This window comes from Streptomyces sp. NPDC002104, assembly GCF_053593795.1.
Window position 1 is genome coordinate 1 of the sequence record NZ_JBSFDF010000012.1, and the last position, 14,043, is coordinate 14,043.

The 14,043-nt window shown below is 74.9% G+C and carries 10 protein-coding genes; 5 read left to right on the forward strand and 5 right to left on the reverse strand.

The annotated features are described in order from the left end of the window. Positions 1-349: FadR/GntR family transcriptional regulator (locus tag ACWCP2_RS13265; protein WP_450908677.1), on the forward strand; the 349-nt coding region annotated here is incomplete at its 5' end. Between the two features lie 39 nt (positions 350-388). On the opposite strand, the gene ACWCP2_RS13270 is transcribed toward ACWCP2_RS13265, so the two are convergent. Then, positions 389-1,255 (reverse strand): helix-turn-helix transcriptional regulator, encoded by an 867-nt coding sequence (locus tag ACWCP2_RS13270; RefSeq protein WP_450908678.1) that lies wholly within the window; start codon positions 1,253-1,255, stop codon positions 389-391. Between the two features lie 138 nt (positions 1,256-1,393). Here ACWCP2_RS13270 and ACWCP2_RS13275 point away from each other — a divergent pair, with 138 nt between their 5' ends. From ACWCP2_RS13275 to ACWCP2_RS13285, 3 genes are all read left to right on the forward strand, one after another. Then, complete coding sequence (locus tag ACWCP2_RS13275; protein WP_450908679.1) at positions 1,394-2,170, forward strand: NAD(P)H-dependent oxidoreductase; 777 nt, start codon at positions 1,394-1,396, stop codon at positions 2,168-2,170. Positions 2,171-4,698: 2,528 nt separating this feature from the next. After that, complete coding sequence (locus ACWCP2_RS13280) at positions 4,699-5,049, forward strand: hypothetical protein (RefSeq protein WP_450908680.1); 351 nt, start codon at positions 4,699-4,701, stop codon at positions 5,047-5,049. A gap of 40 nt (positions 5,050-5,089) precedes the next feature. Further along, entirely contained in the window at positions 5,090-7,171 is a 2,082-nt protein-coding gene (locus tag ACWCP2_RS13285) for an ATP-binding protein (protein WP_450908681.1), read from the forward strand. Positions 7,172-7,284: 113 nt separating this feature from the next. On the opposite strand, the gene ACWCP2_RS13290 is transcribed toward ACWCP2_RS13285, so the two are convergent. The 4 genes from ACWCP2_RS13290 to ACWCP2_RS13305 all read right to left on the reverse strand — a co-directional run bounded on the left by ACWCP2_RS13290 (position 7,285) and on the right by ACWCP2_RS13305 (position 11,574). After that, a complete protein-coding gene (locus ACWCP2_RS13290) occupies positions 7,285-8,175 on the reverse strand; it encodes an NAD(P)-dependent oxidoreductase (RefSeq protein WP_450908809.1) in 891 nt (296 codons plus the stop codon). Between the two features lie 139 nt (positions 8,176-8,314). Then, a complete protein-coding gene (locus ACWCP2_RS13295; RefSeq protein WP_450908682.1) occupies positions 8,315-8,971 on the reverse strand; it encodes a DUF6445 family protein in 657 nt (218 codons plus the stop codon). 206 nt (positions 8,972-9,177) lie between these two features. Further along, positions 9,178-11,106, reverse strand: a complete 1,929-nt coding sequence (locus ACWCP2_RS13300) for an ABC transporter ATP-binding protein (RefSeq protein WP_450908683.1) — start codon at positions 11,104-11,106, stop codon at positions 9,178-9,180. An 81-nt stretch (positions 11,107-11,187) separates the two neighbouring features. Then, positions 11,188-11,574, reverse strand: a complete 387-nt coding sequence (locus ACWCP2_RS13305; RefSeq protein WP_450908684.1) for a VOC family protein — start codon at positions 11,572-11,574, stop codon at positions 11,188-11,190. A 140-nt stretch (positions 11,575-11,714) separates the two neighbouring features. Between ACWCP2_RS13305 and ACWCP2_RS13310 the strand changes: the two genes are divergently transcribed. Beyond that, positions 11,715-13,916 carry an AMP-binding protein gene (locus tag ACWCP2_RS13310; protein ID WP_450908685.1) on the forward strand — a complete coding sequence of 734 codons (2,202 nt, stop codon included), beginning with the start codon at positions 11,715-11,717 and terminating at the stop codon, positions 13,914-13,916. Positions 13,917-14,043 lie beyond the last annotated feature (127 nt).

The window sequence follows — 14,043 nt, forward strand, 5'->3', positions numbered from 1 at the left end:
GGCCACCCCGGAGCAGTGCGCCGAGCTCACCGAGGCGGCCCTGGGCATGGTCCGCACCTCACGCGGCCATCAGCTCGAGGGGTACCTCCACCACGACATCGCCTTCCACCGGACCGTGCTCAACGCCTCCGGCAACGAGATGTTCGCGCGGCTCGGCGACGTCGTCGCCGAGGTCCTGACCGGGCGCACCCAGCACGCGGTGATGTTCCACGACCCCGACCCGGCCGCCGTCACGCTGCACGTGCGCGTGGCCGAGGCCGTACGGGAGGGCGACGCGGCCGGCGCGGAGGCGCTGACGCGGCAGATCGCGGTCGGCGCGCTGGAGGAACTTGACGTACTCGCGCCGTAGCCGGCCGGGGCTCCCGGGGCGGACGGGCCGCCCGTGCGGTCAGTCGCGTACGGGGGCGTCCGCCGTGGGACGGGGGCGGGGACGGGTGCGCGTGCTGGCGCCGTCCGCTCCCAGGCCCGCGAGCAGGCGCAAGCCGTCCTCGGCGGGGGTGCCGGGGGCCGCGGACAGGACCAGCAGCTCCATGCCCGATTCGCCCGGCAGCGCGAAGTTCTCCTGGTGCAGTTCCAGCAGTCCGACCAGCGGGTGCCTGTACGTCTTGCGCCCGTGGGTGCGGGCGCGCACGTCCGCGCGGGCCCACAGGCGCCGGAACCGCTCGCTGCCCATGGCCAGTTCGCCGATGAGCGCGGCCAGTCCGGGGTCGTCGGGGTACTGGCCGGCGGCCAGGCGCAGGTGCCCGACCACGTCGAGGGTGCAGTGCTCCCACTCCGCGTAGAGACCGTGCTCGGCCTCCTCCAGGAAGAGGTGCCGGGCGATGTTCAGGCCCGGCATCGGCCGGCCGAAGAGGAGCCCGGCGAGGCGGTTCCCGGCCAGCGCGTTCAGGCGGTGGTCCATGATCAGCGCGGGCGCGCCGGCGACGAGGTCGAGGACGCGCAGCACTTCCGGGCGGATCCTCCCGCCCGGCGCCTTCGCGCGGCGCCGGCGCTGCCGGGCGAGCCGGTAGAGGTGCTCGCGCTCGGTCTCGTCGAGGCCGAGGACGCGGGCGAGCGCGTCGAGGACCTGCTCGGAGGGCTGGGTCGCGCGGCCCTGCTCCAGGCGCACGTAGTAGTCGACGCTGACGCCGGACAGGTGCGCCACCTCTTCGCGGCGCAGGCCCGCGACCCGGCGGCGGCTGTCGGTGGGGATGCCGGCGGCCGCCGGGTCGACCCGTGCGCGCCGGGTCCGCAGGAAGCCCGCAAGATCGTCCATCGGCCCAGTATGACCGCGGCGGCGCCCGTGAAGGTGGCCCTGCCAGTACCAGGAACTCCGGTCCGACGGAAGGCGCGCCCCTGAACAACGGGCGCCGCGGGGCCCAGGATCGAAGGCATCCGAACCCGAGGAGTACCCGTGAAGACGCTGATCGTCCACGCCCACCCCGAGCCCGATTCGCTCAACGGCTCGCTGAAGGACCTGGCGGTGTCCACGCTGGAGGGCGCCGGGCACGAGGTGCGGGTGAGCGACCTGTACGCGATGAACTGGAAGGCGGTCGTGGACGCCGAGGACTACGGCCCCCACGCGTCGAGCCCGCTGAAGGTCGCCCTGGACTCGGGCCGGGCCTTCGAGGCCGGGGCGCTGTCCCCGGACGTGCTCGCCGAGCAGGAGAAGCTGCTGTGGGCCGACACGGTCATCTTCCAGTTCCCGCTGTGGTGGTACTCGATGCCCGCGATCCTCAAGGGCTGGGTGGACCGGGTGTTCACCTACCGTTTCGCGTACGGGGTCGGCGAGCACAGCGACACGAAGTACGGGGAGCGCTTCGGCGAAGGCACCCTCGCGGGCCGCAGGGCCCTCCTCTCGGTGACCGCCGGCGGCCCGGAGTCGCACTACGCCGCCCGCGGGATCAACGGCCCCATCGACGACCTGCTGTTCCCGATCCACCACGGGATCCTCTACTACCCGGGCATCGAGCCGCTGCCGCCGTTCGTCCTGTACGGCACCGACCGGATGAGCGCGGAGGACTACGCGGACGCCGCCAAGGCCTGGGAGGAGCGACTGCTCACCCTGGAGTCGACGGCCCCCATCCCCTTCCGGCGGCAGAACTTCGGCGACTACGAGATCCCGTCGCTGCAACTGAAGGAGGGCCTGGAGCCGGTGGGCCGCGGGGGCTTCGGGCTGCACGTACGATGACCGCCCCCCGCGGAGCCGCCTGGCGGCATGCCCGCCCGACCGGATGGCCGGCCGCCCGGCCGTCTGTTTGCCCGCTTGCCTAACTGCCGGCCTGACCGGGGGCGTCCGGTCGGCTGCGTGACCGCCTCCCTGGCTGCCTGTCCAGCGTGTCGCGTGCCGGGCTGCCCGTTTGGCCAACTGCCCGCATGCCTGCCTGTCCGGCTGCCTGCCTGAGTGCCGGGCCGTCTGCCCGGGCGGCCGGGGACCGGCGGGCCGACGGGGCCCGTGGGGCTGGCGAGTTGCTGGGAGGGCGGGGCTGGATGGCTGGGGCGTGCCGCGCGTGCCGCGCGTGCCGCGCGTGCCGCGCAGGTTGTCCGGGAAACCCGGCAACCCGGCAACCGGGCAGCCCGTGCCGTGGGACAACCTCACCCGTCACCCGTCACCCGTCACCCGTCACCCGTCACCCGTCATGCCGTCAGGGAGCCGGGCAACCCGGGCCGACGGGCAACCCGGGACGTCGGGCAATCTCGGCCTGTCGGCCTGTCGGCCTGTCGGCCTGTCGGCCTGTCGGGGAAGCGGTCGTCGGGGAACCGGGCGTCCAGCAACCGGGCGTCGGGGTGGCGGTGTCGGCGCCCCGCCGTCCGGCGTACCGGCACCGCGTGTCGTTGGCCCAACTCGTTGACGCTGCGGCGGCATCGGCGTTTTTGATCTTCGTCGGACCCCCTTCCGGGAGATGCTCCCCCTCGCTTCGGCCGGAGCAGACGACCATTTCCGTTCGGCGAAGGGGTACTCGCATGTCTTCCACAGCAAGAACCGGACGAAGGGCCCGGTTGGCCGGCGGCCTCGTGCTGCCGGTGGCCGTGGCGCTGAGTGGATTCACGGCCCCGGCGGTGGCCTCCGACTCGGCGGGGGTCTCGGGAGGCGGTGCGGTGTCGGCTTCGGGGGACGTTGCGTCGGCCTCCGGCGGGGTTGCTTCGCCCCTCTCGGGCGGTGGCGCGGGGCCCGGTTCCGGTAGCGGTGCTGTGCTGGGTTCGGGAGGGGCTGTGCCGGCTTCCGGCACGGGTGTTGTGCCGGGCGCGGCGGCCGTGTCCGAGGGGGGTGCCGTGCGGGCTCCGGGTGGGGGTGCTGCGCTGGGCTTGGGTGATGGCGCGGTGTCGGCTTCCGATGGGGGTCCTGTGCCGGGCATGGATGGTGGCGGGGTGACCGGTTCTGTGAGGGGCGCGGCGGCTGTGCCCGAGGGGGGTGCCGTGCGGGCTTCCGGCGGGAGTGCTGCGCGGGCTCCGGGTGGGGGTGCTGCGCCGGGCTTGGGTGATGGGGCGGTGCCGGCTTCCGGTGGGGGTGCTCTGCCGGGCTCGGGTGGTGAAGTGCCCGGCTTCGGGAGGGGAACGGTGGTTGCCTCCGAGGGGGGTCCCGCGCGGGCTTCCGGTGGGGGCGCTGCGCCGGCTTCCGGGAAGAGGGCTGTGCCGGGATTGGGCGGTGGCGGCGCGGCGCTCGATTCCGGGAGGAGCGTGGCACCAGGCGCGGGTGGTGGCGCAGGGCCCCGTTCCGGGCGGGGTGCGGCGGTTGCCTCCGCGGAGGGTGCCTCGGACTTCGGTGGGCGGGTGGCCGGCGGTCCGGGTGCCGCGGCGGGATCTGCCGGGGGCGGCGGAGCCCAGTCCGGGGGAGAGGGCGCTCCGCAGGCGGCGTACGCGCCTTCGGCGTCGGGCATGCGGAGTGCTCCGCAGACGCTGCGGCCCGGCCCTGCGCCGGAGCCGGTGTCCGTAGGGCGGGACGGGGGCTGCGCGCGGGAACGCGCCGAGGCGGTTCCGGAGGGCGGGCACCCGTGCTCCGATTCGGACGGGACCCAAGGCCCACGGGGGCCGAAGGGTGCGAAGGGGGACAAGGGGGAGAAGGGGGCCGCTGGGCCCAGGGGCGAAGCGGGGCCCCCGGGTCCCAGGGGCGAGCCGGGCGGGAAGGGGAACGCCGGCGCCAAGGGTGACGCCGGGCCGCCCGGGGCAAAGGGTGAGCCGGGGGAGAAGGGGAGCGCCGGGCCCAGGGGTGATGCCGGCCCCAAGGGTGACGCCGGGCCCAAGGGTGATGCGGGACCCAAGGGGGACGTCGGCGCCAAGGGTGACGCCGGGCCCAAGGGGGATGCCGGACCCAAGGGCGATGCGGGACCCAAGGGTGACGTCGGCCCCAAGGGCGACGCCGGGCCCCCCGGGCCCAAGGGGGAGGCGGGTCTCAGGGGGAGTGCCGGGCTCAAGGGGGAGCGGGGTGCCGTGGGGCGGAAGGGGGATCCGGGGGGCAAGGGGGACGTGGGGCGGACCGGGGACGTCGGGGCGGCCGGGCCGCAGGGGCAGCAGGGGCCCGCGGGGCCGGCCGGGCCGGCGGGTGCGCAGGGGCTGCCGGGCCTTCCCGGAACCGCCGGGCCGCAGGGGCTCGCGGGACCGTCCGGGCGGGAGGGGGCCCCGGGCCCGACCGGTGCCACCGGGGCGATGGGCCCGCTGGGCCCGGTGGGTCCACAGGGGGTCCCGGGCCCCATCGGCCCGTGCTCCTCGGTGGACAACCAGATGCCCAACAACTCCGAGGAGTTCGCGCTCGTCCTCAAGGACGGCAAGACCTACCTCGGCCGCCGGACCCGCGACACGGCCGGCCAGTGGGGCGACTTCGCCTGGACCGACCTCACCGTGGCGCCGGTCACCGGCTACCCCGCCGACGTCTGCACCGTCGCCCTGGCCATCCATGGCAACGACGTGAAGATCAAGGCCGTCACCAAGACGGGCACGCTCTACCACACCCACTGCGTGACCAACGGGCGCGCCGTCACCTGCGACGCACCCTGGGCGCCCGTGCACACGCAGCCCGGAACGGCGGCGCCCGCCGCCCGCGGCGTCCCGGCCCGGGACCACGACCGGTCCTGACCCCACCCCCGGCACCCGCCCCGTACGCCACACTGGTCGGGTGCTGGGACATGGCGACGGGTACGAGGCCGGGGGCTCCGCCTCCTTCGTGGGGCGGACCCGTGAACTGGACCTGATCGAAGAGAGGTTGGGGGAGGATCGGCTGATCACCCTGACGGGGCCGGGCGGCGTCGGCAAGACCCGCCTCGCCCGCCGCGCCGCCGGCCTCGCGGAGGCGGCGGGCACGGCCTTCCCCGACGGGGTCCACTGGGCCGACCTCTCCCCGCTGCCCGACGAACGCCTCCTCGTCGCCACCGTGGCCGACGCCCTGGACCTCGCCGACCACACCGCCCGTACCCCGGCCGCAGCGGTGCGGCAATGGATCGGCGAGCGCCGGCTGCTCCTCGTACTGGACTGCTGCGAGCACCTGGTGACGGCCGTACGGGACCTCGTACGGGAGCTGCTCGACGCGGCCCCGCACCTCGTCCTGCTGCTCACCAGCAGGCAGCCGCTCGGGCTCGCGGACGAACGGGTCCTGGACATCGGCCCGTTGCCGCACACCGCGGACCCGTCCGGCCCCGAGGAGGCCCTCGCCCTGTTCACCCGGAGGGCCACCGCCACCTCCCCCGGACAGGCGCCGCCCTGGACCGAGGCCCGGCTCGCGGCCGCCCGCTCCGTGTGCGCCCGTCTCGAAGGGATCCCCCTCGCGCTGGAACTGGCCGCCGCCCAGCTGACCGACCACACCATCGAGGAACTGGCCGTGCGGCTCGCCCGCAGGATCGGCCCGCTGTCGGCGCCCGCCCCTGCCCACCCGCCGCGCCACGGCGCGCTGCGCACCGCCATCGGCTGGAGCCACGAGTGGTGCGCACCGCGCGAACGGCTGCTGTGGCTGCGGCTGTCCGTGTTCGGCGGAGCCTTCGACCTGGACGCCGCACGCGCCGTCTGCTCCGCCGCCCCGCTCACCCCGGCGGACGTGGCGCCGCTGCTCGACGCCCTGGTCGCCAAGTCCGTCGTACGCCGGGTCGCGGACGGCTCGTACCGGATGCTGGACACGATCCGGGAGTACGGGGCCATGTGGCGCGACGAGGCCGGGGAGCGCGAGGCGCTGCGGGAGGCGCACGCCGCGTACTTCACCGACCTCGTGCGCGCCGCCGAACGGGACTGGCTCGGTCCCGCCCAGCGGACCGGGTACCGGCGCGTCGAGGCGGTGCACGGAGACCTGTGCGCGGCCCTGGACCACCACCTGGACACCGCCGCCCCGGAGCGGGCCCTGGACCTGGCCGCCCGGGCCGGCTTCTACTGGGCCTGCTGCGGCCACCTGCACGCCGCGCGCGGCTACCTGGAGCGCGCGCTGGCCGCCGCGCGGCCCGAGGAGGTGGCCCCGCGGACCCGGGCGCGCGCCCTGTGGGCCCTCGGGGTGACCCTGCTGCTCCAGGGCGAACAGGAGCAGGCGCACCGCATCGCCGTCGGCTGCGAGGCCCTGGCCGCGGGGCTCGAAGGGGACTCCGGGCCGGCCCTGGACGCCGCGTACCTGCTGGGCCTGAGCCATCTGCTGGCCGGGCGGCCGCTCGCCGCGCGGATCGTCTCCGACAACGCTCTGGAGGCCTTCCCCGGCACGCCCTTCGACTCGGCGCCCCGGATCCGCTGCCACCTCGTACGGGTCTTCGCGCTCACCGGAACCGGCCTGTTCACCGATGCCCGCCAGGAGGCGGAACTGCTGCGCGCCGGCTGCGCCGAGCGCGGCGAACACTGGACCCGGGCCTACGCCGACTACCAACTGGCCCTGATCTGCCTCTTCGAGGGCCGCCCCGCCGACTCCGCCGTCCACGCCCGCGCCATGCTGGAGAGCAAGCGGGAGCTGGGCGACAGCTTCGGCACGGCCCTGGGCCTCGACCTGCTCGCGGCGGCCCGCGCGGCGACCGGGGACGGGGTCGGCGCGGCGCGCGCCTACGGCACGGGCCACGCCTACTGGCAGGCCGTCGGTCACCCGCAGCGCGGCACACCCGAACTGGCTTCGGTACGGGCGGAGTTCGAGCGCACGGCGCGCGGCGAGCTCGGCGACCAGGCCTACGAGGAGGCCTTCCGCGAGGGCGTGCGGCACGGCCGCGCCCTGCGCACCCGCCCCGATCCGTACGCGGGCTGAATCCGAACGAGGGCCGAGCCCCGCCCCGCCGAGCTCGGCCCCGCCGGGCCCCGCCCGCCGAGCCCCGCCCGCCGGGGCCGGGCCGCCGGGGCCGGGCCACCGGGGCCGGGCCGTCAGGGCTGGTCGGGGAAGCCCGCGAAATAGCCGGCCGCCATGTCCTCGGCACCGTGGCCCAGGGCGTCGGCGCGGTGGAAACGGGCCCGCGCGGCGACGGCCAGGTCCACCGACACCCCGGCCGACTCCGCGGCCTCGGCGATCAGGCCGGTGTCCTTCTCGGCGCCGCGCACCGTGAAGCTCGGCGTGAAGTCCCGGTCCAGTACGGCCCGCATCTTGGTCTGGAGGTACGCGCTGTCCATCGGCCCGCCGGTCACGACCCGCGCGAACAGTTCCGGGTCCACCCCGAGCCCCTCGGCCAGCGCCAGGGCCTCACCGACCGCGGCCGTCACGGTGATCGCGTACCCGACGGTGGCCAGCTTCAGCCGCGTCGCCGCCCCCGGCTCCTCCCCGACGCGCAGCACACTGCTCCCGACGGCGGCGAAGACCGGGTCCAGCCGTGGATCGGCCGGGCCGCCGACGAGCACCACCAGGGTCCCGGCCTCGGCGGGCTGCCGGGTGCCCTGCACCGGGGCGTCCACGAAGACCAGCCCGTGCTCCCCCGCGAAGGCGGCCAGCTCCTCGATCGAGGCCAGGCCGACCGTGCCCATCTGCGCCCACACCTGACCGGCGCTCAGCCCCTCCACGGCGGCGGACATGGCCCGGGCCACCGCCGCACCGTCGGCCAGCATGGTGATCACCACGTCGGCCCCGGCCACCGCCTCGGCCGGACTGTCGGCGACCACGGCGCCGTCGGCGGCGAGCGCGGCGGCCTTCTCCCGCGTCCGGTTCCAGACCCGGACCTCCTGCCCCGACTTCAGCAGGTTGCGGGCCATCCCCGTTCCCATGATTCCGGTCCCCAGCAGCGCGACGGTGCTCATGGCGGTACTCCCTCTTCGGTGTTCCCTCAGGTGCCCCCGGGGGACAGTCTCCTCCGGTGCGGAGCCCGGGCGTGCCGCCGGGGTCCCCGCTCGCCGTCGGAGAAGTGGCCGCGAGGACCGCTTCGAGCGGCCCGTCGCGATCCGAAAGGGACTGCCAAGACACCCCCCCCTAGGCCATCCAGAAGAAGACGGCCGTCATGCGCTTGTCCTCCAGGGTGGTGCCCCAGTAGCCGGTCGCGCTGTGGATCAGGTTGGCGGAGTAGAGCAGCAGCCGGTTGTAGCGGTGCGGGACCCGCAGGTCTTCGGTGAAGGAGTCCGGGGGGACGAAGCGGGTGCCCAGGGCGTCGACCAGGTTGTTGTACGGGGCGAGGACCTGGTTGCCGCCGAGGCCACCGCCCGGGAGCTGCTGGCGGTAGAAGCTGGTCCCGCAGTCCTTGGGTACGTCCGGGCCGAGGTAGAGCACCGCGGCGTAGCGGCACACGGTGCGGGAGTCGGTGTGCGGGCGGGACTCGCACTCGTCCTCGCCGACGACCTGGACGCAGTTGTGGTTGAAGGTGCCGCCGGCGGCGGGTGGTTCGGGCCAGATCCGCCGGGCTCCGGTCGACTGCCGCACCAGGCGTTCGACGCGGGCGAGTTCGTCCGGTTCCAGCGCGGGCATCGCCCGCAGGCCCGGCCAGGGCTCGGGCCGGTGCGGTGCGCCCTGGACCCAGTCCTCCTTCGCCAGGCAGCGGGCCCGTACGGCATCGGGGTCCGGCAGGACGTCGTCCAGGATCCAGTAGTCACGGCCGCGGGTCGGCTTGCGGTACGGGAGGGGGCGTGGGGGCATGGCGGGAACGGTAGTTCCGTGGTCCCGGACCGGTCTTCAAAAGCGCGGCCAAGACTGCGGCAAGAGATTCCCGGGACCCGGGGCGTCGGATTCCCGGGCCCCGGCGCGTCGCCGTCGTCGTGTTCCCGCCGGCACGCCGGTGTCATCCCCGTCGGTTCCGGTTCCGGTGCCGGTGCCGGTGCCGGTCCCGGCCGCCCCGCGGGCCGTCATCCGCCGGAGACCGCCGCCGCGCCGCCCGGAAGGCCCCGCGCCGCCGGGGTGTCCCCGTCCGGGCCGGCCGTCGCGAACTGGGTGCGGTACAGCTCCTCGTAGCGTCCGCCCATCGCCAGCAGCTCGGTGTGGGTGCCGCGTTCCACGATCCGGCCGTCCTCCACCACCAGGATCAGATCGGCGGCCTGCACCGTCGACAGCCGGTGCGCGATCACGACCGCGGTCCGGCCCGACAGGGCCTCGGCCAGGGCCTCCTGGACGGCCGCCTCCGAGGTGGAGTCCAGATGGGCGGTGGCCTCGTCCAGGATCACCACCCGCTGCCCGGCCAGCAGCAGCCGGGCGATGGTCAGCCGCTGGCGCTCCCCGCCCGACAGCCGGTAGCCGCGCTCGCCGACGACCGTGTCCAGCCCGTCCGGGAGGGAGGCCACGAGCCCGTCGAGGCGGGACCGGCGCAGGGCCTCCCAGATCTCGTCCTCGCCCGCCTCCGGGCGGGCCAGCAGCAGGTTGGCCCGTACCGACTCGTGGAAGAGGTGGCCGTCCTGCGTGACCATGCCCAGCGTCTCGCGGATCGAGTCGGCGGTGAGGTCCCGTACGTCGATCCCGCCGAGGCGCACCGCGCCCGCGTCGGTGTCGTACAGCCGGGGCAGCAACTGAGCGATGGTCGACTTGCCGGCGCCGGAGGAGCCGACCAGGGCGATCATCTGCCCGGGCTCGGCGCGGAAGGACACCTCGTGCAGCACCTCGGTGCCGCCCCGCGCGTCGAGGGTCGCGACCTCCTCCAGGGAGGCGAGGGACACCTTGTCGGGGGAGGGGTAGCCGAAGGAGACCTTGTCGAACTCGACCGTCACCGGCCCCTCGGGCACCCGGCGGGCGTCCGGCTTCTGGGAGATCAGCGGCTTCAGGTCGAGGATCTCGAAGACCCGCTCGAAGCTGACCATCGCACTCATCACCTCCACCCGCGCCCCGGCGAGCGCGGTCAGCGGTGCGTACAGCCTGGTCAGCAGCAGGGCGAGGGCGACGACCGAGCCCGCGTCCAGGGTGCCGGCGAGCGCGTAGTGACCGCCGAGCCCGTACACGAGCGCCAGGGCCAGCGCGGAGACCAGGGTGAGGGCGGTGATGAAGGCCGACTGGGCCATCGCCGTACGGATGCCGATGTCGCGCACCCGGGCGGCGCGCGCCGCGAACTCCGCGGACTCGTCGTCGGGCCGCCCGAACAGTTTGACGAGGGTGGCGCCCGGCGCCGAGAAGCGCTCGGTCATCTGCGTGCCCATCGAGGCGTTGAGCGCCGAGGCCTCGCGCTGCAACGCCGCCATCCGCACCCCCATCCGGCGGGCGGGCAGCACGAACACCGGCAGGAGCACGAGGGCGAGCAGGGTGATCTGCCAGGAGATGCCCAGCATCACGGTCAGGGTCAGCAGCAGGGTCACGGTGTTCGACACCACCCCCGACAGGGTGTTGCTGAAGGCCCGCTGCGCGCCGATCACGTCGTTGTTGAGCCGGCTGACCAGCGCCCCGGTGCGGGTCCGGGTGAAGAACGCCACCGGCATCCGCTGCACGTGGTCGAAGACCGCCGTCCGCAGGTCCAGGATCAGCCCCTCACCGAGGGTGGACGAAAGCCGGCGCAGGACCAGCCCCAGCCCCGCCTCCGCGACCGCGATCAGCGCGATCAGCAGGGCGAGGCGGGTGACCGTACCGCCCTCACGGCCCTCGACGATCGCGGTGACCACGCGGCTCGCGAGCACCGGGGTGGCCACCGCGAGCAGCGCGGTCACCACACTGAGCAGCAGGAAGAACGTCAGCCCGCGCCGGTGCGGGCGGGCGAAGGCGGCGACCCGGCGCAGACCGGCCCGCGAGAGCGGGCGGCGGTCCTGCTGGGCGTTGATCGCGCTGTGGAGCGAGGTCCAGGCGGTGACTTCCATATCCATGAGCCGAACGGTAGAACCTCGACCAAACTTGAGGTCAAGGGGGTGACGGCCCCGGGACGGCCAGGAAGCCTGTTCGACAGGTCAGTCGAGGCAGAAGATGTTCTCCTCGGGATCGGTCATCACGATGATCCCTTCGTTGACCTCGTCGGACTCCAGACGGTACAGCCGCTTCGCACCCAGCTCCTCCAGCCGGGCGGCCTCCACCTCCAGCACGGCCATCCGCGCCTCCCCCTTCAGGCCGGGCGCCGAGCGCACGTCCAGGTGCAGCCGGTTCTTCGCCTCCGTCCTGGACTCCGGGACCCTCTGGAAGTAGAGCCGCGGCCCGTGGCCGTCCGGATCCGAGATGGCCGCCCAGCCGGCGGTCTCCTCGGGCGGCAGCTGGGCGCGATAGCCCAGTGCCTGCGCCCAGAACACGGCCTGCGCGCGCGGATCCGCACAGTCGTACGTCACCTGGATTTCCTTGGCCATACGGCCTCCGACCACTCGAAACCTGTCCACCGGTACCGACCGGTACCAGCCAGCGCAGGACGATAGTGGATCAACCCTCGCTCGTACGAAGGATTTTCCCGGCCCTCGTGCCTGTCGGTGCCCGGTGCCAGAATCGGCCCATGACGCAGGGATCAGAGCCCTCCACGCCGTCCGGCCGAAGCGCCGGCGACACCGTTCTCGCCCGCTTCGAGCGCTGGGCCCGCGACACCCCGGGAGCCCAGGCCGTCGCCGCGGGCACCGACAGCCTCACCTACGGACAACTCGACGCACGCGCCAACCAGTCGGCCCGTCACCTGCTCGGCCACGGACTGCCCGGCGGGGCCGTCGTCGCCGTGGGCTCCGCCCCGCGCGCCGAGCTCGTCGTCCTCCTCCTCGGCATCCTCAAGGCCGGCGCCGCCTACACCGTCATCGACGTTGACAACCCGCGCACCGGGCAGCGCCAGCTCGCCGCCGCCCGGCCCTTCGCCCTGCTCGCCGACACCGCGGACCAGGCCCGCCTCGACGACGGCGGCGAGCTGCGGGTCATTCGTACCGGCGGGGCGTACGCGGCCGCCACCGCCGGGCTGCCCGCCGACCCGCCGGACCGGGCCCCGCACGGCGACACCGCCGCCGTCCTGTTCACCGGGGGCGCGGACCGGCGGGCCGTCCCCCTCTCCCACGACCGGCTCCTCGCCGCCCACGAAGGCTGGGCGGCGGTGGCGGGGCCGGTACCCGAGGACCGGCACCTGATCACCGCCGCCCCCGACCTCACCGGCTTCGCCGCCGGATGGACGCGGGCCCTGTGCGAGGGCGGCGCCCTCGTCCTGCCCGAAGGCCCGCGCTGGACACCGGAGTCGCTGCGCCGCGCCGTCGACGCCGAACGGGTCACCGTCCTGCACACCGACCCGGGCACCGCCACCCAGCTCCTCGTACGCGACCGGGAAGCCTCCCTGGCACGGTCCCTGCGCCGCCCCGACGAGGGGCTGCGGTCCCTGCGCCTGGTCACGGTCGCCGGAGACCGCCTCTACCTCGACGAACAGGCCGCCCTGCTCGCCCGGCTGCGGCCCGGCGCCCGGCTGCTCAACGTCTACGGGCCCACCGAAGCGGCGGGCACCGGCGCCCGCTTCGAACTCCCGCAGCTCGCAGCCCCCTTGGACGGGGCCGAGGAACTCTCGCTGATCGGAACCGCCTTCCCCGGCTGCCGCCTCGACGTACGCGACGGGGAGATCCACCTGACCGTGCCCGGCGGCGCTGAACCGGTCCCGACCGGGGACCTCGGAGCACTGCGCCCCGACGGGCTGCTGGAGTTCCGCGGCCGGATCCGTGACCGGCTCACCGCGGACGGCAAGGCCCTCGACCCGCATCCCGTCGAGTCAGCGATCCGCGGTCACGAAGCGGTCGGCGCGGCGCTCCTGGCCGAGGTCGACGGCGCCGGTACGGGCGCGAACGCGCGGCGGCTGCTCGTCGCCTTCCTCGCCCCGCCCGCGGAGGACGACACCTGGCCCCCGGGCTCCGACCTCCCCGACGGCAGGGAACTGCGCCGCCACCTGGCGGGCCGGCTGCCCGGGGCCATGATGCCGGGCGCCGTGTGCCGGCTGCCGAGGATCCCCCGGGACCGGGCCGGCCGCGAGCAGCGGACCGCGCTCCCGATGCCGCCGGGGAGGGCCGGGGGCGACGGCGGTGCGGACGACCACAGCGGGCGCGGGGCCGGGGGCGGCAAGTACGGCGGCAGGTACGTGCGGAGGGACTCGGGGCCCAACGTCGCCGGATGGGCCGGCGTCGTCTTCTTCATGGTGCTCGGGCTGCTCCTGGTGGCGGGCTTCACCATGATCCTCACCCTGATCTTCTGGCCCGGTTCCACGAACCTCTCCGGCGTCCCGAACCCGTACGCCACGCTCTTCTTCCTCCTCTACATGTGCGAGTGCTGGGCGTTCGCGGCCGGTGTGTGGTTCCTGTTCGCCGGCCGGTCCCGGATGCGCCGCCACGGGCGCCGCGGCCCCGGCATCACCGCGGCCGCCCATCTCGCGATCGTCTACCTGCTGGTCGCCTGGTGGCCGCAGGACAACTTCTACCGGCTCACGGCCAAGCAGGACTGGCCCCGACAGGCCGCGCTCGTCTACGCCTTCAACATTCCGCTGATGATCGCCGCGATGATCGTGGCCGTCTACGCGTCCCGTCCGCCGCTCAGCGCCGTCGACGGGGAGCCGGAGCGTGAGATGGCGCCGGGGTCGGTGCCGGTGCCGGTGCCGGTGCCGGGCCCGACACCGGGATCGGCATCGGGATCCGTGCCGGCGCAGGCACAGGAACGGGACGCGGCCCGGGACACCGACCCGGCCGGCTGACCCCCGTCCGTCCCGTCCGTGCCGTCCGTGCCGTCCGTCCCGGCCGCCTTGGCCGTGCCGTCCGTGCCGTCCGTGCCGTCCGTTCCGGCCGCCTTGGCCGTGCCGGCCGTGTCGTCCGTCCCGGCCG

What these genes read in the sequence shown, in the direction of transcription:
- ACWCP2_RS13270 (WP_450908678.1), bottom strand. Translation starts at nt 1,255, where the DNA reads ATGGACGATCTTGCGGGCTTCCTGCGGACCCGGCGCGCACGGGTCGAC.
- ACWCP2_RS13280 (WP_450908680.1), top strand. Translation starts at nt 4,699, where the DNA reads ATGCCCAACAACTCCGAGGAGTTCGCGCTCGTCCTCAAGGACGGCAAG.
- ACWCP2_RS13295 (WP_450908682.1), bottom strand. Translation starts at nt 8,971, where the DNA reads ATGCCCCCACGCCCCCTCCCGTACCGCAAGCCGACCCGCGGCCGTGAC.
- ACWCP2_RS13300 (WP_450908683.1), bottom strand. Translation starts at nt 11,106, where the DNA reads ATGGATATGGAAGTCACCGCCTGGACCTCGCTCCACAGCGCGATCAAC.
- ACWCP2_RS13305 (WP_450908684.1), bottom strand. Translation starts at nt 11,574, where the DNA reads ATGGCCAAGGAAATCCAGGTGACGTACGACTGTGCGGATCCGCGCGCG.
- ACWCP2_RS13310 (WP_450908685.1), top strand. Translation starts at nt 11,715, where the DNA reads ATGACGCAGGGATCAGAGCCCTCCACGCCGTCCGGCCGAAGCGCCGGC.